The sequence below is a fragment of the Pseudomonas sp. 05N431 genome, from assembly GCF_056397005.1.
Genome location: NZ_JBFTMN010000006.1, coordinates 301,878 through 321,133, shown reverse-complemented (window position 1 = coordinate 321,133; position 19,256 = coordinate 301,878). Strand labels below are relative to the sequence as shown.

General features: G+C 58.6%; 12 protein-coding genes and 1 rRNA gene. 8 read left to right on the top strand and 5 right to left on the bottom strand.

Translation table 11 applies throughout. The features are described from left to right. The 4 genes from rrf to recD all read left to right on the top strand — a co-directional run. Positions 1 to 88 (top strand): 5S ribosomal RNA (gene rrf / locus AC1DIG_RS14080); the annotation flags it as partial. A gap of 154 nt (positions 89 to 242) precedes the next feature. Further along, positions 243 to 3,695: an exodeoxyribonuclease V subunit gamma gene (gene recC, locus AC1DIG_RS14075; protein ID WP_477767786.1), complete on the top strand. Its 3,453-nt coding sequence runs from the start codon at positions 243 to 245 to the stop codon at positions 3,693 to 3,695. Next, complete coding sequence (gene recB / locus AC1DIG_RS14070; protein ID WP_477767785.1) at positions 3,692 to 7,381, top strand: exodeoxyribonuclease V subunit beta; 3,690 nt, start codon at positions 3,692 to 3,694, stop codon at positions 7,379 to 7,381. The genes recC and recB overlap by 4 nt, the downstream gene beginning before the upstream one ends. Then, on the top strand, positions 7,378 to 9,465 hold the full coding sequence (gene recD / locus AC1DIG_RS14065; RefSeq protein WP_477767784.1) for an exodeoxyribonuclease V subunit alpha: 2,088 nt from the start codon (positions 7,378 to 7,380) through the stop codon (positions 9,463 to 9,465). Before recB ends, recD begins: the two co-directional genes overlap by 4 nt. 65 nt (positions 9,466 to 9,530) lie before the next feature. Here recD and AC1DIG_RS14060 read toward each other — a convergent pair whose 3' ends face one another. From AC1DIG_RS14060 to AC1DIG_RS14045, 4 genes are all read right to left on the bottom strand, one after another. Further along, positions 9,531 to 11,069: an amino acid ABC transporter permease/ATP-binding protein gene (locus AC1DIG_RS14060; RefSeq protein WP_477767783.1), complete on the bottom strand. Its 1,539-nt coding sequence runs from the start codon at positions 11,067 to 11,069 to the stop codon at positions 9,531 to 9,533. A gap of 99 nt (positions 11,070 to 11,168) precedes the next feature. After that, positions 11,169 to 11,969: an ABC transporter substrate-binding protein gene (locus AC1DIG_RS14055; RefSeq protein ID WP_477767782.1), complete on the bottom strand. Its 801-nt coding sequence runs from the start codon at positions 11,967 to 11,969 to the stop codon at positions 11,169 to 11,171. Positions 11,970 to 12,011: 42 nt separating this feature from the next. Further along, positions 12,012 to 13,070, bottom strand: a complete 1,059-nt coding sequence (locus AC1DIG_RS14050; RefSeq protein ID WP_477767781.1) for an isopenicillin N synthase family dioxygenase — start codon at positions 13,068 to 13,070, stop codon at positions 12,012 to 12,014. Between the two features lie 12 nt (positions 13,071 to 13,082). Continuing rightward, positions 13,083 to 13,934, bottom strand: coding sequence for a sugar phosphate isomerase/epimerase family protein (locus AC1DIG_RS14045; protein ID WP_477767780.1), 852 nt, complete (start codon positions 13,932 to 13,934; stop codon positions 13,083 to 13,085). Positions 13,935 to 14,284: 350 nt separating this feature from the next. On the opposite strand from AC1DIG_RS14045, the gene yfiR reads away from it, so the two are divergent. Genes yfiR through yfiB form a run of 3 tightly spaced genes read left to right on the top strand, consistent with a single transcriptional unit; the run spans position 14,285 to position 16,634 of the window. Then, the gene (gene yfiR / locus AC1DIG_RS14040) at positions 14,285 to 14,860 is read left to right on the top strand and encodes a regulatory sequestration protein YfiR (RefSeq protein ID WP_477767779.1); all 576 of its coding nucleotides are present in this window, start codon (positions 14,285 to 14,287) and stop codon (positions 14,858 to 14,860) included. Then, positions 14,857 to 16,125 (top strand): diguanylate cyclase DgcN/YfiN, encoded by a 1,269-nt coding sequence (gene dgcN, locus AC1DIG_RS14035; protein ID WP_477767778.1) that lies wholly within the window; start codon positions 14,857 to 14,859, stop codon positions 16,123 to 16,125. The genes yfiR and dgcN overlap by 4 nt, the downstream gene beginning before the upstream one ends. Positions 16,126 to 16,130: 5 nt before the next feature. After that, positions 16,131 to 16,634, top strand: a complete 504-nt coding sequence (gene yfiB, locus AC1DIG_RS14030) for an outer membrane lipoprotein YfiB (protein WP_477767777.1) — start codon at positions 16,131 to 16,133, stop codon at positions 16,632 to 16,634. Here yfiB and AC1DIG_RS14025 read toward each other — a convergent pair. Beyond that, positions 16,631 to 17,578, bottom strand: coding sequence for a LysR family transcriptional regulator (locus tag AC1DIG_RS14025; protein WP_477767776.1), 948 nt, complete (start codon positions 17,576 to 17,578; stop codon positions 16,631 to 16,633). The genes yfiB and AC1DIG_RS14025 overlap by 4 nt on opposite strands. Before the next feature lie 150 nt (positions 17,579 to 17,728). Between AC1DIG_RS14025 and AC1DIG_RS14020 the strand changes: the two genes are divergently transcribed. Continuing rightward, complete coding sequence (locus tag AC1DIG_RS14020; protein WP_477767775.1) at positions 17,729 to 19,252, top strand: CoA-acylating methylmalonate-semialdehyde dehydrogenase; 1,524 nt, start codon at positions 17,729 to 17,731, stop codon at positions 19,250 to 19,252. Positions 19,253 to 19,256 lie beyond the last annotated feature (4 nt).

Genomic DNA, 19,256 nt, shown 5'->3' with positions numbered 1-19,256 from the left:
CTGATCCCATCCCGAACTCAGCAGTGAAACGATGCATCGCCGATGGTAGTGTGGGGTTTCCCCATGTGAGAGTAGGTCATCGTCAAGATTAAATTCCGAAACCCCAATTGCGAAAGCAGTTGGGGTTTTGTTTTGCCTGCGAGAAAGTTCGTACAGCAACATCGGACGTCTCACGGCTGTCACAGTCACCTGACAATGCTAAGGTTCGGCCCTAGCTTTTGTATTTCTCCAAGGAAGCCCTTATGGCGGACGCCTCGTTCCTCAGTGCTGGTTTTATGGTGGTTCACGGCAACCGCCTGGACGAACTGCGTAGCCTGGTAGTCAGCTGGATGCGGCGTTATCCGCTTGCGCCCCTGGAAAATGAAATCGCTCTGGTGCAGAGCAACGGTATTGCCCAATGGCTGAAGCTGGCATTGGCTGAAGACCCTGAAGATGAGGACATGGGCGGCTGTGGCATCGCCGCGGCCATTGATGTGCAGTTACCCGGCAGCTTTATGTGGCAACTTTATCGATCAGTGCTTGGGCGTGATGAAATTCCAGCGAAGTCGTTGCTGGACAAGGCCCCTCTAACCTGGCGATTAATGCGTCTATTGCCGGAACTGATCGATCAACCGCACTTCGAACCGCTGCAACGCTTCCTGACTCACGATACCGACCTGCGTAAGCGCTATCAGCTCGCTGAGCGGCTTGCGGATCTGTTTGACCAGTATCAAGTGTACCGGGCGGACTGGCTGGAAGATTGGGCAGCAGGTCGCCATCAACTGCGTAACGGTAGAGGTGAGAGCAAACCGCTCACTCCGGCCAATTGCTGGCAGGCTGAGTTGTGGCGTGCACTGTTGCTGGACGTCGGTGAGCAAGGCATGGCGCAAAGTCGGGCAGGCGTTCACCAACGTTTCATCGAGACAATCACTGGCCTGGACACTGCACCTAAGGGATTACCTCCACGGGTGATCGTGTTCGGCATTTCTTCGCTACCTGCTCAAGCCCTGGAAGCACTCGCAGGATTGGCTCGCTTCAGCCAGGTTCTGCTCTGTGTGCACAATCCATGTCGCCACCACTGGGCCGACATCGTCGCCGATAAAGACCTTTTAAGGCACCAATATAAGCGGCAGGCGCGCAAGACCGGCATGCCGGTCGTACTTGACCCGCAAACCCTGCATCAACATGCTCACCCGCTGCTGGCAGCCTGGGGCAAGCAGGGGCGCGACTACATCAACCTGCTCGACAGTTATGACGATCCCAACAGCTATCGATCAGCTTTTCGCGATGGACGTATCGATCTTTTCAGCGAAAGCCAGCCGTCGTGCATGCTCAATCAATTGCAGGACGACATCCTCGAGTTGCGTCCGCTGAATGAAACCCGCCTGCTCTGGCCTGCGGTCGATCTGAAGCAGGATGAGTCGATCCGTTTTCACATTGCCCATAGTGCACAACGTGAAGTGGAGATACTTCACGATCAGTTGCTCGCGTGCTTCAGCGCTGACCCGCAGTTGCGCCCACGCGATGTGATCGTGATGGTTCCGGATATCGACAGTTACGCTCCACACATCCGCGCCGTATTTGGTCAACTTGAGCGGGAGGATCGGCGCTTTATCCCGTTTACGCTGACCGATCAGGGCCAGCGTGGTCGCGACCCGTTGCTGATCGCGGTCGAGCATTTGCTCAAGCTGCCTGACAGCCGTTTTCCGGTCAGCGAGATCCTCGACTTGCTGGACGTTCCGGCATTGCGCGCGCGATTCGGAGTAGAGGAGCGCGACCTGCCGACCTTGCATCGCTGGATCGAAGGGGCTGGTGTTCGCTGGGGTATGAGCGCGGAACAGCGCGCCGGTCTAGGTTTACCTGATGAACTTGAGCAAAACAGCTGGCGTTTTGGCTTGCGTCGCATGCTTCTGGGGTATGCCGTTGGCAGTGGTCATTCCTGCGATGGCATCGAACCTTATGATGAAATCGGCGGACTGGATGCAGCACTGATTGGCCCATTGGTAGCTTTACTCGATGCTTTGCAGATTGCTCACAAGGAGCTCTCACAACCTGCATCGCCTGATCAATGGGGTGTGCGTCTGCAAGCATTGATGCAGCTATTTTTCCTGGCCAGCAATGAGCATGACGACTATCTGCTGGCCCAGCTCGAGTTGCTCCGCGAAACCTGGCTGGAGACTTGCGAATCGGTTGGTTTGCAGGACGAACTGCCACTGACGGTGGTCCGCGAGGCTTGGTTGGCCGGTCTCGATCAGGGGCGTTTGTCTCAACGCTTCCTGGCCGGCGCAGTGAATTTTTGTACGCTGATGCCGATGCGGGCGATCCCGTTCAAACTCGTTTGCCTGCTGGGCATGAACGACGGTGATTATCCGCGTGCGCAACCGCCACTGGACTTCGATCTGATGGGCAGCGATTACCGTCCCGGTGATCGGTCTCGGCGAGAGGATGACCGCTATCTGTTGCTCGAAGCCTTGCTCTCGGCGCGGGACCAGCTTTACATCAGCTGGGTCGGGCGCAGTATTCGCGACAATAGCGAGCGCCCCGCATCGGTATTGATCGGTCAGCTGCGTGACCATCTGGCTAACGGCTGGAAAAACACCGACGGTACTAAAGAACTCCTTGAGGCGATGACCCAGGAGCATCCGTTACAACCCTTCAGTGCCCGTTATTTCCATGAAGGGGATCAACTGTTCAGCTATGCCCGGGAATGGCAGCTGTTGCATGAGCAACATGACAGCACTCCAGCCTTGGAAATACTTGATGCTTATGTTCAGGAAGAGCCGCTGAGCCTTGGTCAACTACAGGATTTCCTGCGTAACCCCGTGCGGCATTTTTTTAGTCAGCGTCTCAAGGTGTTTTTCGAAGCGGCTGAAGCGCCTTTGGCGGATGAAGAGCCCTTCGTGCTCGATGCGTTGCAACGCTACAGCCTGAGTGACAGCTTGCTTGAAGCTGCGCTGGCTAGCCCCGACCAACCGGAACAAGCTCTGCATGCGCAGGCCAAAAGGTTGCAGGACAGTGGCTTGCTGCCGATGGCTGGTTTCGGCGAGTGCTTGCAACGTGAGTTGATCGAGCCGCTACCGGATCTGCTGCAACGTTATCAACAGTTGCTGGCAATGTGGCCGACACCGCAAAACAGTGCTTTGCCGGTGACGCTCCAATTGCAGGGAGTGAGCCTGGAAGGCTGGCTCAGCGGTCTCCATCAACGCAGCGATGGCGGGTTGCTGGCTGTCACTACGATCCCCAACAGCATTGGTTCGATCAAGACCCGCAAGTGGCATCGTTTGATCCGACCTTGGGTTAACCACCTGGTGGCCTGTGCGAGCGGCTTGTCGATGACCACGGGTTTGGTGGCCAGTGACGATACCTTGCTGCTCGCACCTATCGAACAAGACGCCGCGCTGAAAATCCTGGGTAATCTGTTACAGGCCTGGCAATCAGGTATGCGCCAGCCATTGCCCATAGCGGTAAAAACGGCTTTCGCCTGGCTGGGGCAGACTGATCCGCTCAAAGCCGAGGCTGCCGCTCGCAAAGCCTATGAAGGCGACGGTCAGACCACCGATGGCGAGCGCCGCGAAAGTCCTGCACTGGCTCGCCAGTTTACCGACTACAACGCCTTGATTGCCGACGAAACCTTTGTCGATTGGTGTGACGCGCTCTACCGTCCACTGCTTGAAGCTCCCTGGCGCTCATTGACCAATGAGGAGTCGCACTCATGACGGCGAAAGTCCCTCTGGCATTAGCCTTCCCGCTTCGCGGTAGTCAACTGATCGAAGCCAGTGCCGGCACCGGCAAGACGTTCACTATTTCCGCCCTCTATCTGCGACTGGTGCTTGGTCACGGTGACGAGTCTGCCGGATTTGGCCGTGAGCTCCTGCCACCGCAAATCCTCGTGGTGACCTTTACCGATGCCGCGACCAAAGAACTGCGTGAACGGATCCGTACGCGTCTTGCCGAGGCCGCGCGGTTTTTCCGCGACGAAACGCCAGCGCCCGATAGCCTGATTGCCGAGTTGCGTGGGCAGTTCAGTCCCGAACAGTGGTCCGGCTGTGCGAACCGTTTGGACATCGCCGCACAGTGGATGGATGAGGCGGCTGTTTCGACGATTCACAGTTGGTGCCAACGGATGCTGCGCGAGCACGCATTCGACAGTGGCAGTCTGTTCACCCAAACCCTGGAAGTTGATCACAGCGATCTGCTCGGTGAAGTTCTGCGCGATTACTGGCGGCTGTTTTGCTACCCGATGCAAGGTGATGCACTGAACTGGGTTCGCAGCCATTGGGGCGGCCCGGCGGCCTTGCTGCCACGGGTACGTGGGTTATTCGCGAGTGAGCATGACAGCGCTGAAGGGAAAGAACCTGCCGAGTTGATCGCTGAGTGCCTGCAAGCTCGACGTGATGCGTTGCTGGAGCTCAAGGCACCTTGGCGACAATGGGCGCAGGAGTTGCGTGAGATCTGTCTGCAAGGCGTTGCCAGCAAGTCCGTCGACGGACGCAAGATGCAAGCGCGTTACTTCGAGCCCTGGTTTGAAAAAATCACTGCCTGGGCCGAGGACGACAGCGTTGAGCAACTGGATATCGGCACTGGCTTCAATCGTCTGACACCCGATGGCATGGCTGAGGCCTGGAAAGGTCAGGCACCGAGTCACCCGGGCCTGGATGCGATGCCCGGCCTGAAAGCCAGTCTCGATGCATTGCCGACTCCGGACGCCGCGGTCCTGAAACATGCTGCGCAGTGGGTGGGGGCGCGCTTTGAAGAAGAGAAGCGTCGTCGTGCTGAAATGGGTTTCGACGACATGCTGCTCAGGCTCGATGCTGCATTGCGAGCCGAAGGTGGCGAGCGTCTGGCGACCTTGATCCGCGAGCAGTTTCCCGTTGCGTTGATCGACGAATTCCAGGACACCGACCCGGTACAGTACCGGATCTTCGAGAGCATTTATCGCATCGAAGATAACAATCCCGAATGCGGGCTGTTTCTGATCGGCGACCCTAAACAAGCGATCTATGCCTTCCGTGGCGCCGATATCTATACCTACTTGCGCGCGCGCCAGGCAACGAGTGGTCGTTTGCATACCCTGGGCACCAACTTCCGCTCCAGTCACGGGATGGTCGATGCGGTGAACCACGTGTTCCAGCGTGCCGAAGCTCGCGAGCAGGGGCGTGGTGCGTTTCTGTTTCGTGAGAAAAACGGCGAAAACCCGGTTCCATTTCTGCCGGTTGAATCTCAAGGCCGTAAAGAGTCTTTGCAGATCAACGGTCAGGCCGTACCCGCGCTGAATATCTGGCAGCTGTCCAGCGAGCAACCATTGTCCGGTGTTGTGTACCGACAGCAACTGGCTGCAGCTTGCGCCAGTGAAATCACTGCATTGCTCAATGGCGGTCAGCAGCGGCGTGTGGGTTTTGTCCGGGGGACAGAGGATCTACAGGGGCTACTACCGGCAGATATCGCGATTCTGGTACGCGATGGTAAAGAGGCTCAGGCGGTACGTAACGAGTTGTCCGCGCGAGGCGTGCGCAGTGTTTATCTATCGGACAAGGACTCGGTGTTCGCGGCTCAGGAGGCTCACGACCTGTTGAGTTGGCTAAAGGCCTGCGCCGAGCCGGATGTCGAGCGACCGCTGCGTGCAGCGCTGGCCAGCATCACCCTGAACCTGTCACTGACAGAACTTGAGCGCTTGAACCAGGATGAGCTGGCCTGGGAGAAGCGCGTCATGCAGTTTCGCGAATACCGGGTGATCTGGCGCAGTCAGGGCATCCTGCCAATGTTGCGCCGGTTGCTGCACGATTTCGAACTGCCTCAGGCCTTGATTGCCCGAAGCGATGGCGAGCGGGTACTGACCAACCTGCTGCATCTCTCGGAACTGTTGCAGCAAGCCGCTGCCGAGCTTGATGGCGAGCAAGCCCTGATCCGTCATTTGTCCGAGCATCTGGCGTTATCCGGGCAGGCCGGCGAAGAGCAGATTCTGCGCCTGGAAAGCGATGAGCAACTGGTCAAGGTAGTGACCATCCACAAGTCCAAAGGCCTTGAGTATCCGCTGGTTTTTCTGCCGTTCATTTGTTCGGCAAAACCGGTGGACGGCAGTCGCTTGCCGATGCACTACCACGATGCGAACGGGCAAGCCCAGATAACGTTGAGCCCAACCCCTGAGTTGATTGCCCTGGCGGACGATGAGCGCCTGGCTGAAGATTTGCGTCTGCTCTATGTGGCCTTGACCCGTGCCCAACATGCTTGCTGGCTGGGAGTCACCGACCTCAAGCGCGGCAATAACAACAGTTCGGTACTGCACCTGTCGGCATTGGGCTATCTGCTGGGTGGCGGCGAGAAGCTGGCCGAATCGACGGCGCTGAAGCGTTGGCTGGAAGACTTGCAGCAAGACTGCAGCGCATTGAGCTATGGCGAGATGCCTGAAGCCACAACCGAACGTTTTCTCCCGCCACGCAATGAGGCAACGTTGCTCGCACCGCTGATACCGAAGCGCAAGGCGGCCGAGAACTGGTGGATCGCCTCCTACAGTGCGTTGCGCATTGGCGATAGCCTGAGCGCCGGCAGCGACGAAGCGCCGGAAAGCCCGCAAGCGCAAAAGCTTTTTGACGACGAGCGACTTGATCCCGAGGCTCCACGCGAAGTGCTCGCCAGCGGTGGTGATATCCATCGCTTCCCGCGCGGGCCGAATCCCGGGACTTTTCTCCATGGGTTATTGGAGTGGGCGGGCGATGAAGGTTTCGCCGCAGACCCGAAATCCATCGAAGACGCCATTGCGCGCCGCTGCAACCGCCGTGGTTGGGAGGGCTGGATCAATACCCTGAGCGACTGGCTGCAGCACTTGTTGCAAGCGCCGCTACGCATCGGTGCCGAACAACCGCCGGTGGTGTTCGAGCAACTGACCGAGTACCGGGTCGAAATGGAATTCTGGTTTGCCAGCCATAAAGTCGATGTGTTGAAGCTCGACGAACTGGTGCGCCAATACACCCATGCAGGCGCTTCTCGTGTCGTTGCCGAGCCGGTACTGCTGAATGGCATGTTCAAAGGCTTTATCGACCTGACATTCGAGCACGCCGGGCGTTACTACGTTGCGGATTACAAGTCCAACTGGCTCGGTGCTGACGATTCGGCCTATACCGAGCAGGCCATGGAACAGTCGATGCTCGATCATCGCTACGACCTGCAATACGTGTTGTATCTACTGGCGCTGCATCGCCAGCTCAAGGCGCGACTCGCCGATTACGACTATGACCGGCACATGGGCGGCGCCTTGTACCTGTTCCTGCGGGGCACCCGGGCACCTGGCCAAGGCGTGTATTTCACTCGTCCGCCACGGGAATTGATCGAACGACTGGACCGGCTGTTCCAGGGAAAACCAGAACCCAAGCCTGAACCGGCCTGGGAGCAGGGTGTATTGCTATGAGCCGTTCCTTTGCCGATTTGTTACCCACACCGTTGACGGCCGAGAGCCTTGCGCAACTGACACCGCTGAGCCGCGCCGATGACCTGTTGTTGTTACTTGAGCGCTGGGTCGAGCGTGGCTGGCTTCGGGCACTGGACAAAGCCTTTGTCGCCTTCCTCCACGAACTGGCACCCGATGGCGATCCGCTGGTATTGCTGGCGGCAGCCTTGACCAGCCATCAACTGGGACACGGGCATGTGTGCCTCGATCTGTTCGAGACGCTCAAGGAGCCGGATTTCGCGCTATCCCTGCCGCCGGAAGGCGATCTGCAGACCGGTACCCTGTTGTTGCCATCGCAATTGCTTGAAGCATTGGAGGGGGCACACTGGTGCAAGGTCCTGGCGTCCAGCAGTATTGTGGCGCTGGCCGTCGATGGGCGTGATGAATCACAGCAGCGCCCATTGGTATTGTCTGGCAAGCGACTGTATTTACGCCGTTACTGGACGTACGAACGGCGCATCGACAGTGCGCTGCGCCAACGACTTATCGTCCATGAACCAACACCTGATGACCTGCCCGAACGCCTGGGTGGCCTGTTTGGCCAGGCCAGTTCCAGTGCGCAGATCGATTGGCAGAAACTCGCCTGTGCCCTGGCCACCCGTGGTGCATTCAGCATCGTTACGGGCGGGCCTGGAACCGGCAAAACCACCACGGTTGTGCGTTTGCTGGCCCTGCTCCAGGCGCCCGCCGTGGAGGCGGGCAAGCCACTGCGGATTCGACTTGCCGCGCCCACGGGCAAGGCCGCCGCACGGCTGACAGAGTCCATCAGTCAGCAAGTTCGAACACTGCAAGTTGCCGAGAGCGTCAGGGACAAAATCCCCTCTGACGTGACCACGGTCCACCGCCTGCTCGGCAGCCGGCCGGGCACCCGGCATTTCCGCCATCACGCCGGTAATCGTCTGCCGCTGGATGTGCTGGTGGTCGACGAAGCCTCGATGATCGACCTGGAGATGATGGCCAATTTGCTTGATGCGTTGCCGACGCATGCCCGGTTGGTCTTGCTCGGCGACAAGGATCAGTTGGCGTCGGTGGAAGCCGGGGCCGTACTCGGTGATCTGTGCCGCGATGCCGAAGCCGGTTGGTACAGCCCGCAGACCCGCGACTGGCTGGAGGCCGTCAGCGGTGAAAATCTTGGTTCCAGCGGTTTGCAGGAAGACACCGACGCCAGTCATCCGTTGGCCCAGCAGGTCGTGATGCTGCGTCATTCGCGGCGATTTGGCGAAGGCAGCGGTATTGGTCAGCTAGCGCGCTGGGTCAATCAGCAGCAGGCCGATGAGGCCCGCAAGCTGCTGGCCGCCCGCAGTCATGCCGATCTTTATTCGCTGGCCCTCAAGGGGGAGCAGGACCGTGCGCTGGAGCGACTGTTGCTTGAAGGCCATGGCGAAGGTCCGCAGGGGTATCGGCATTACCTGAGCCTCTTGCGCAACCAACGTCCGTCCTTCGACTCACTTCCTGAGGATCCGTGCTGGGTCGAGTGGGCGCGCAATGTCTTGCAAGCCTTCGACGCTTTCCAGTTGCTGTGCGCCGTACGCAAGGGGCCGTGGGGTGTCGAGGGGCTGAATCAGCGGATTACCGGCGCGCTGCTGAAGGCACGATTGATCGACAATGATCAGCAATGGTACGAAGGGCGTCCGGTACTGATGACGCGCAACGATTACGGTCTGGGTCTGATGAACGGCGATATCGGTATCGCCCTGAAATTGCCTGAGCGCGATGGTCAGGAGATTGGACGCCAGGTGCTGCGGGTCGCTTTTGCGCGTAACGATGGTCAGGGTGGTGTGAGGTTTGTTCTGCCCAGCCGGCTCAATGACGTGGAAACCGTCTACGCCATGACCGTGCACAAATCCCAAGGCTCCGAATTCGCCCACACGGCGTTGATCCTTCCCGATGCGCTGAACCCGGTGCTGACCAAAGAGCTGATCTACACCGGAATCACTCGCGCCAAGAACTGGTTCAGCCTGATCGAACCACGTACCGGGATTTTCGAAGAGGCCGTACGACGCAAGGTCAAGCGCTTGAGCGGGTTGATGCTGGAACTGGGGTGAGCGGGTGCTGTGCGGTGGCGAGAGGATTTGACCTTTCGCCACCAAGACCTGGCCTGCTCCGAGGCCTACTCCGCTGCCAGCGCCATTTCGGTCTGGGCGGTCAGGCCCATGAAGCGTCGAACACGTTCGCCGGTCTGTTTGTTGCGTATGGCATACGGGCTTGCATCCAGCTGAATGTTCCCGCCTTCCATGAAAATCACCCGATCGGAAATCGACATCGCGAAGTCCATCTCGTGGGTCACGATCAGCATGGTCATGCCTTCTTTGGCCAAATCACGGATCACGTTCAATACGTCGCCCACCAGTTCCGGATCGAGGGCCGAAGTCGGTTCGTCGAACAGCATGATCTTCGGCTCCATGGCCAATGCCCGGGCAATCGCTACCCGTTGTTGCTGACCGCCGGAAAGCTGATGTGGATACTTGTGCGCGTGGGCCAGCAGTCCGACCTTGTCCAGCAGCGCATAAGCGCGTTGTTCGCTCAAGGGTTTTGCGCTGCCGTGGAAGCGCGGCGCCAGAGTAATGTTGTCGAGAATGCAGCGATGGGGAAACAGGTTGAAGTTCTGGAACACCATCCCGATATGCCGTACGCCACTACGAACCCTCGCGCTGTTGGGGGTGTCGTTGGAACCGATGAAGCTTTCGCCAAATAGCATGATCTCGCCTTGATCAATACTTTCCAGTCCATTGATGGTGCGAATCAACGACGTTTTACCTGAGCCTGAGGGGCCAATGATCGAAATCACCTGGCCACTGCCGACAGTCAGGTCGATGCCCTTGAGCACTTCGTGATTGCCATAGCGCTTGTGGATCTTCTCCAGTTGTAGAACCGGTACCGCACCGCGGTTGACCGGGAAGCTGGCAGTGCTGGTCAGCGGTTGGGATTGGGCCTTGAGTTGGCTCACGGCGGTTTCGTCGAGGGTTTGCGGCTTGCGTTGGTTCAGATCCAGATGGCGTTCCAGTCGCTGCAAAAACCAGCCGAACACGCTGACGATAAACACGTAATACACCGCTACCGCGGCGAGGGTTTCCATAACCAGGAAGTTCTGCGCGTACAGGCGCTGGCCGACGGTCAGCAGTTCGGTCAGGGAGATCACCGAGATCAGCGACGTCAGTTTCACCACCGTGATGTATTCGTTGATCAAGGTTGGCAGGGAAATGCGAAAAGCCTGAGGAATCACGATCAAACGCTGCAAGCCCAGGAAGCCGATACCCAGCGCGCGCCCGGCCTCTTTCTGACCCTTGGCGACCGAAATCAGGCCACCGCGATGGATCTCTGCCATATACGCCGCTTCGGTGATCACCAGCGCGAACAACCCGGAGTAGAAGGGGTTGGACAGGACCGAGCCGGTCATCGGGAATAACTGCGGCAGGTTGTAGACGAAGACCACCAGCACCAGCAGCGGAATACTGCGGAAGAACCAGATATAAGCGGTCGCCGGAAGTCTGAGCCAGGCCGAAGTCGACAGTTTGGCCGAGGCCAGCAGAAAGCCCAACAGCATGCCAATGAACCAGGCCAGGGCACTGAGTTCGATCACGGTGACGCAGGCTTGCCAGAAGGCGGAGTCTGCGAACAGGGAGAAGAAATACGTCCAATCGAATTGCATAAGGACCTCGAACCGCATTGAAATCTTCGCGGGTAAGCCGCTCCCGCATAGGGAGCGGTACTTTGGTAAGCGTGTGCTGGCCCGCGAAGGGGCGGAGCCTTAGTTGGACGCTTCTTCCAGGTTGTACTTCTTCAGGATAGCTGCGTAGTCACCGCTTTTTTTCGCCTCATCAAATGCCTTGAGCAGCGCCTGATAGGTCTCCTCGTTGCCCTTTTTGACGAAGATGCCGAGGGTTTGCGGATAGACCAGATGCTGGGAGGTGATCACTACACGACCGTTGGTGTGTTCGGCGATCATCTTCGCTGCGCCGGCGATTTCCATTTGGGCCTGGATATTTTTCGACAGCAGGGCCTGGGTCACTTCCGGTGCCGACGGGAACTCGCTGACAGTGATGGCGCCCTTGTTGTTCGGCACGCAATAGTCGGTCGAGAGTTTCTTCAATTGAGCGACCCAGGTGGTGCCTTGTTCCAGCCCGACTTTCAGGCCGCAGAGGTCCTCTGGGGTTTGCGCATTCAGACCGCTGTCTTTCGGTGCCATGATCGCCGCGCCTGTCACCGCGTAGCCAATGGTCATCGCTTGAGTCTGACGCTCTGGCGTGATGTACATGCCGGAGATGATCGCGTCGTAGTGCCCGGAATTCAGGCCGGAAATCAGATTGGGGAACTTGGTATCGACGAACTCCGCCTTGGCTTCCATCTGCTTGGCCAGGGCTTGAGCCAGTTCCGGATCGGAGCCGACGATATTCTTCTGGCTGTCATAGGATTCGAACGGCGGGTAGGTGATTTCCATACCGATTTTCAACTGACCCGGTGTGGCAGCGGAAGCCATGCTGGCAGTTGCACAAAACAGGCTGGCGGCGAGCAGGGACAAACGGGCAGCACGGTTATTTTTGTAAAGCATTTTCGGTGACTCCGATTAGAAAGTAGTGGCCGACAGCAATGATCAGGACGGTTGCGTCTGATTTTTCAGGTGCCCGAAGCTCGAAGGCTTACGCGCCTTCTCCGGCAACGTTATTTCTCCGTTTTCCACCCGCTTGCGCAGGTATTGGTAAGTCTGCAGCGCCTGGCTGTACATGTGTTCGCCAATGGCGATCTGCTCATACTCTTGCCCGGTCTTGGCGAAACCTGGCAGGGGTTTGATCTGGGTATGGAAGTCGCAGGCATAGAACAGCGGGAAGGAGTAGCGCTCTTCGCTGACACTGCGGACACGGTGAGCCGTCGCAACGAATGCACCCGCGGTCATGACTTCGAGCATGTCGCCGATGTTCACCACGAACGCCCCTGGAATAGGCGGTGCATCGATCCACTGGCCAAGATTGTTCATCACCTCCAGCCCGGGTTTGTCTGCCAGCAAAATGGTGAAGCACTCGTAGTCGGTGTGCGCACCAATCCCGGGTGCATCCTGAGCCGTGCCGTCGAATGGGTAGTGGATCAGCCGCAACTTCGAGGGCGGCCGGGTGACCATGCTGTCGAAATAGTCTTCCTCCAGACCCAATGCCAGGGCGAAGCCACCGAACAGCCGTCGACCGAGGGCGAAGATCGCGGCGTAGTAGGCCTGTACGGCTTCCTTGAAACCTGGCAGCGACGGCCATTCATTCGGCCCGAGCAGCGGCGTGTTCGCCAGCACCAGCGGGTCGCTTTCCGGAACTTCGAAGCCGATGTCGAAGGCTTCCTTATGATCCGGTTTGCCCTTGGCGTAAACCTCTTCACCTTCCGGGACAAAGCCCTTGTGAGTCTTCGAGGTGCCGATGTAGTGCTGCATCTTGGTTTCCAGGGGCTGATCGAAGTAGTCCTTGGCTGCCTGGCGCAAGTTGGTGATCAGCTGCGGATCGATGCCGTGGCTGGTGATATAGAGAAAGCCGACGTCACTGGCGGCCACCCCGAGCTGTTCTGCAACGACCAGTCGATGCTCCCGTTCGATGCTGAACAGGCCGGCGATATCCACCACCGGAATGCTCTTGAAGTTCGCTTGGGGCGTAGAGTTATTGATCTGCTCAGACATGTTGCAAGCACCTCACGCGAGGGTTGAGTGATTGAAGCGATCGAAGTGTTCGCGCTCTGTGTGGGCCATCCAGACATTCAGCGACCATAGGTCCGCGACCGGCACATTGGTGAAGGGCAAGTGGTGCAAATAGCCGTCGGCACCGAACTCTGGCGTCAGGGTGCTGACCTGATAGCCGCGAGCCTGTTGGGAGCGCCAGATGGCTTCCCAGTGCTGTTGATGGAAGGCCAGTTCCCGGGCGTACTCCGGGGCGGCGGGATGGGGAACCTGCGGGCCTTGGTCATAACCGACCCGGGCCTGGATGTGGTGCACGCGCTCGACGAAGGCACTCAGGTCATCCGCCGGATCATTCAACAATCGCTCGCACGTCACGACCCAATGGCTGATATCGCTGGTGAACCGCAAGTCGGGTAGCTGCCGGATCAGTTCAAGCGTCAGCCAAGGGTTGAACAGTGAACGTGAGCGATGGGTTTCGAAGCTGCAGAATTGCCCGTGCTTGCGTGCCAGCAGCATGGCCTGGCCGAAGAACTCCACCTGCTGCGCCAGTGGCCAGCGGTCATTGCCGGCCAGCACATTGACGAAGCGTGGATTGAGCTCGGCAGCCCAAGCGAGTTTTTTGTCCAGATCCAGAAGGTGTTCGGTGGGCGACGCGGATTGTTCCGGCAGCACGTCATAGGCGGTAAACACGGTGCTGATGTAAGCCAGTTCATTGGCCTTCAGAAAGGCGCCGAACTCGGCTCGCTCGCGGACTTCCAGCGGCAGGCGAGCTTCCATGCCATCGAAGCCGGCTTTCAGCAACTCATCGAGTGCCTGGGCCTTGCTCGCGCTATAGCCCCAGAGGGTACGGAATATTTCCAGTTTCATCGGTGAACCTCCACGACGCCTTCAACTACTCAAGGCTCGACGCCGGTGCATGACCGAATCGAGCTGTTATGGCAGTAGCAAAAGGTTTTCATGAGTCGGATCTCGGTGGATCCGTTCTCATTTACGTCGCTGTCAGCTTTTATTGTTATTAGGACCGCAGTGCGGTTACAGGTCACGTTGGTGCCGATGGTAGGCATGGGGTGAAACAGAGAAAAATAGGAAACCCCAAATTGTTACTTCAGGATTTTATAAACAAATAGGCGCCTATCAATGCTCGCGGTTTTCGTGAGCGTTTCACCGGATATGCTATCGTTGCGGCATCATCCATGACGATCAACGAGAATTCCCGCATGAAGCTGGCTGTCTGGACGACAGAACGCATTGCTGGCTGGAAGCAGCTACTGCTGGCCGGCCTTTTATGCTTGTGGAGCCTCCCTGTTTTCGCCGAGCCGCAGGCGCTAGTGAGCATGGCTGATCAGCGCGCCATGTCGGTCACTCAAGTGGTGTTGGGAATCCTCAGCTACGCTCGCTGGCCAGTGGAGCCAGCGCAATTGCGGTTATGCGTGGTCGGTCCCACCGAGTACACCGACGATTTGCTCAAAGGCACCACTCAAGCCACGGGTCGTCCAGTGGTCGTTCGGCGACTGTTGGCCAATTACCCGGCAATCGCCAGTGAGTGCGACGCGGTCTACATCGGCAAACTGACCAATGAAGAGCGAAGCACGCTCTTCGCTTCCCTGGCAGGCCATCCGGTGCTGAGTATCAGCGAGGGGGGCGATCAATGCACGGTAGGCAGCCTGTTCTGCCTGAGAGTCAGTGACAATCAAGTCTCGTTTGAGGTCAACCTCGATTCGGTAGCCCGCAGCGGTGTACGCATTCACCCCAGCGTCTTGCAACTCTCCCGCCGTAAAGCGGCGGCCCCATGAGCCTGTTGAGGTCCGGTAACCGCCCGACTTTGCAATCGGTCATTGGCCGTGGACACCTGATTGTGGCGTTGGTTGGGGTGGCCATGGCCAGTCTGTCCCTGACCTTGCTCGGGGTACTGGCCTTGCGGGTGTATGCCGATCACAACCTGCACCTGATTGCCCGTTCGATCAATTACACCGTGGAAGCCGCAGTGGTGTTCAACGACAGCGCGGCGGCGACTGAAGCGCTGGCGCTGATCGCATCCACTGAAGAAGTGGCCGATGCTCAGGTGTTCGATGAAAAGGGCCAACTGCTCGCTCGTTGGCAGCGACCGGAAACCGGTCTGGTTTCCGAGCTGGAAATGCAGATCGCCCGATCACTTCTGGAAAAACCGATCAATATGCCGATCCTCCATCAGGGTCAGGAAGTCGGCAGCATCCTGCTAACCGGGCATGGCGGCAGTCTGATGCGTTTTTTGCTCAGCGGTCTGGCCGGGATTGTCTTGTGTACGGCGGTCAGCGCTTGGGTCGCGTTGTATCTGGCACGCCGTCAGCTACGCGGGATTACCGGCCCACTGCGTAGCCTGGCTGAGGTTGCTCACGCTGCACGCTGCGAGCGAGCCTTCGATCGTCGCGTGCCGCCGGCGCGAATTGCCGAACTCGACAGCCTGGGCAACGACTTCAATGCCTTGCTCGATGAACTGGAGTCCTGGCAAACCCACCTGCAAAGCGAAAACGAAACGCTGGCCCACCAGGCCAGCCATGACAGCCTCACCGGTTTGCCGAACCGGGCGTTTTTCGAAGGTCGGCTGATCCGTGCATTGCGCAACGCCGGCAAGCACGATGAACGGGTTGCCGTACTGTTTCTCGACAGTGACCGGTTCAAGGGCATCAATGACAACTTCGGTCACGCCGCTGGCGATGCCGTGCTGGTTGCCGTGGCAACGCGAGTCCGGGCGCAATTGCGTGAAGAGGACTTGGTCGCGCGCCTGGGGGGCGATGAGTTTGCGGTGCTGCTGACGCCGTTGCACAAAACCGAAGACGCCGAACGAATTGCCGAAAAGATCATCGCCAGCATGGAGTTGCCGGTTCAGTTGCCAGGCGATACCCAGGTGCTGACCTCACTCAGCGTTGGCATCGCCATTTACCCTGATCATGGCGCCACACCCGGGACTCTGCTCGATGCCGCCGATGCGGCAATGTATCAAGCCAAACGTCTCGCTCGAGGCGGGCAATATACGGCAGGGTCGGAGCACCTTGTCGCCAACGTCCAAACCAGGAGTTAACAGCCTTGTTTTCACTTGCTCAGCGTTCCCTGCGATTCTTTACCTTTACCTTGTTCATGGCCGTGCTGGCATTGAGCGGCTGCCAGACCGCACCGCAAAAAGGCCTTACTCCAGCGCAGGTCGTGGTGCTTAAACAGCAGGGTTTCGAATTGACCGAGGAGGGCTGGGCCTTCGGTTTGTCGGGCAAGGTGCTGTTTGGCAGCGACGTTGATCACCTGAACACGCAAAGTACCCAAATCGTCGAGCGAATCGGCAAGGCGCTGCACGGTGCCGGCATTGAGCGCGTGCGGGTCGATGGCCACACCGACGGCTCGGGTAAAGAGGCCTATAACGAACAACTTTCCCTTCGCCGCGCCAAGAGTGTCGGCGCAGTGCTGACCAGCGTTGGCATGCGCGAGGAGAACATTCGCCTGCGCGGTCTGGGCAGCGCCGAACCGGTGGCATCCAACACCACCGTCGCCGGACGCACCGAGAATCGCCGGGTATCGATCGTGGTGAGCGCTGACTAGTCGGCGAAGTGCATCATGCGGGTTTCCCCCATCAATAGCGCCTGATTCTGCTCGGTCACGGCGCGAATGTAATCCCACAACAGCGTGATCCGCTTGAGCTTGCGCAAGTCCTCGCGGCAGTACATCCAGAATTGCCGGGTGATGTTGATTTCCTCCGGCAGCACCGGCAGCAATCGTGGATCCTGGGCCGCCAGGAAGCACGGCAGAATCGCCAGCGAACGGCCTTGCTGCGCGGCGACGAATTGCGCAATGACGCTGGTGCTGCGCAGGTTGGCGCTGGCGCCGGGCAGCACATTGGCCAGGTACAGCAACTCCGAGCTGAATGCCAGATCGTCGACATAACTGATGAATTGATGCTTGCCCAAATCTGCCGGGCGGCGGATGGGTGGGTGTTGGTCGAGGTAATCCTGGGTCGCGTACAGCTGCAAACGGTAGTCGCAGAGTTTGCAGCAGACGTACGGGCCGTGCTCCGGGCGCTCCAGGGCGATGACAATGTCTGCCTCGCGCTTGGACAAGCTGATGAAGTGCGGTAGCGGCAGGATATCCACCGAAATCGCCGGATAGGCATCGACGAAGTGGCTGAGCTGCGGGGTGATGAAAAAGCTGCCGAACCCCTCGGTGCAGCCCATCCGCACATGGCCGGATAACGCCACGCCCGAGCCGGACACCTGTTCGCACGCCATGTGCAGCGTGCTTTCGATGGACTCGGCATAACCCAGTAAACGCTGACCCTCGGCGGTCAAAACGAAGCCATTGGTCCGTGATTTTTCGAACAACAATGTCCCCAATGCACCTTCCAGCGAACTGATCCGTCGTGACACGGTGGTGTAATCCACGGCCAGGCGTTTGGCGGCGCTGCTGGCCTTGCGGGTGCGGGCGACCTCGAGGAAAAACTTCAGGTCGTCCCAGTTCAATGAGCCTAACGATGTGATGTTTTTTTGCATGTTGGACCGGCTTTTATGTGCGTTCTTATTAGAAGTTTGCACATCTATACTCCAAAAACAGTCCGACAACCAATTCGCGACACACGCCTCATCACAAGGCGACTTTTCTCGCCTTGGCTCCCTGCATAACAACAAGTCCAGGAGACCGTCATGAACGCATCGCTCACGCCAGAAACCACTGTGCAAAAGGTCAAGCTGTTGATCGACGGCCAATGGGTCGAGTCCCAGACCACCGAATGGCACGACATCGTCAACCCGGCGACCCAGCAAGTGCTGGCTAAAGTACCGTTCGCGACCGCTGAGGAAGTCGACGCTGCGATCAGTGCCGCCCACCGCGCCTTCCAGACCTGGAAGCTGACGCCGATCGGCGCGCGGATGCGCATCATGCTCAAGCTTCAGGCATTGATTCGCGAGCACTCCAAGCGCATCGCCGTGGTTCTCAGCGCCGAGCAGGGCAAAACCATCGCCGACGCTGAAGGCGATATCTTCCGTGGCCTGGAAGTGGTCGAGCACGCGTGCTCCATCGGCAGCCTGCAAATGGGCGAATTCGCTGAAAACGTGGCGGGTGGTGTTGATACCTACACCCTGCGCCAACCGATCGGCGTCTGCGCCGGCATCACGCCGTTCAACTTCCCGGCGATGATCCCGCTGTGGATGTTCCCGATGGCCATCGCCTGCGGCAACACTTTTGTGCTCAAACCGTCCGAACAGGACCCGATGTCGACCATGCTGCTGGTGGAACTGGCCATCGAGGCTGGCATTCCAGCCGGCGTGCTCAACGTGGTTCACGGCGGCAAGGATGTGGTGGACGCGCTCTGCACCCACAAAGACATCAAGGCTGTTTCGTTCGTCGGTTCAACGGCAGTCGGTACTCATGTCTACGACCTGGCCGGCAAACACGGCAAACGCGTGCAATCGATGATGGGCGCCAAGAACCACGCGGTGGTGCTGCCCGATGCCAATCGTGAGCAAGCCCTCAATGCGCTGGTCGGTGCCGGTTTCGGCGCGGCCGGTCAACGCTGCATGGCCACCTCGGTGGTGGTGCTGGTGGGCGCGGCCAAGCAATGGCTGCCAGACCTCAAGGCCCTGGCGCAAAAACTTAAAGTGAATGCCGGCAGCGAGCCAGGCACCGACGTTGGTCCGGTGATTTCGAAACGGGCCAAGGCGCGGATTCTTGATCTGATCGAAAGCGGCATCAAGGAAGGCGCAAAGCTGGAGCTGGACGGCCGTGAAATCAGCGTCCCAGGGTACGAAAAAGGCAACTTTGTCGGCCCGACCCTGTTCTCCGGGGTGACCACCGACATGCAGATCTACACCCAGGAAATCTTCGGCCCGGTGCTGGTGGTGCTGGAAGTCGACACCCTCGATCAGGCGATCGCCATGGTCAACGCCAACCCGTTCGGTAACGGCACCGGTCTGTTCACCCAGAGCGGTGCGGCGGCACGTAAATTCCAGAACGAGATCGACGTTGGCCAGGTTGGCATCAACATCCCGATCCCGGTACCGGTTCCGTTCTTCAGTTTCACCGGCTCGCGGGGTTCCAAGCTCGGCGACCTCGGTCCGTATGGCAAGCAAGTGGTGCAGTTCTACACTCAAACCAAGACCGTCACCAGTCGCTGGTTCGACGATGACAGCGTCAATGACGGTGTGAACACAACCATTAATTTGCGTTAAGGAG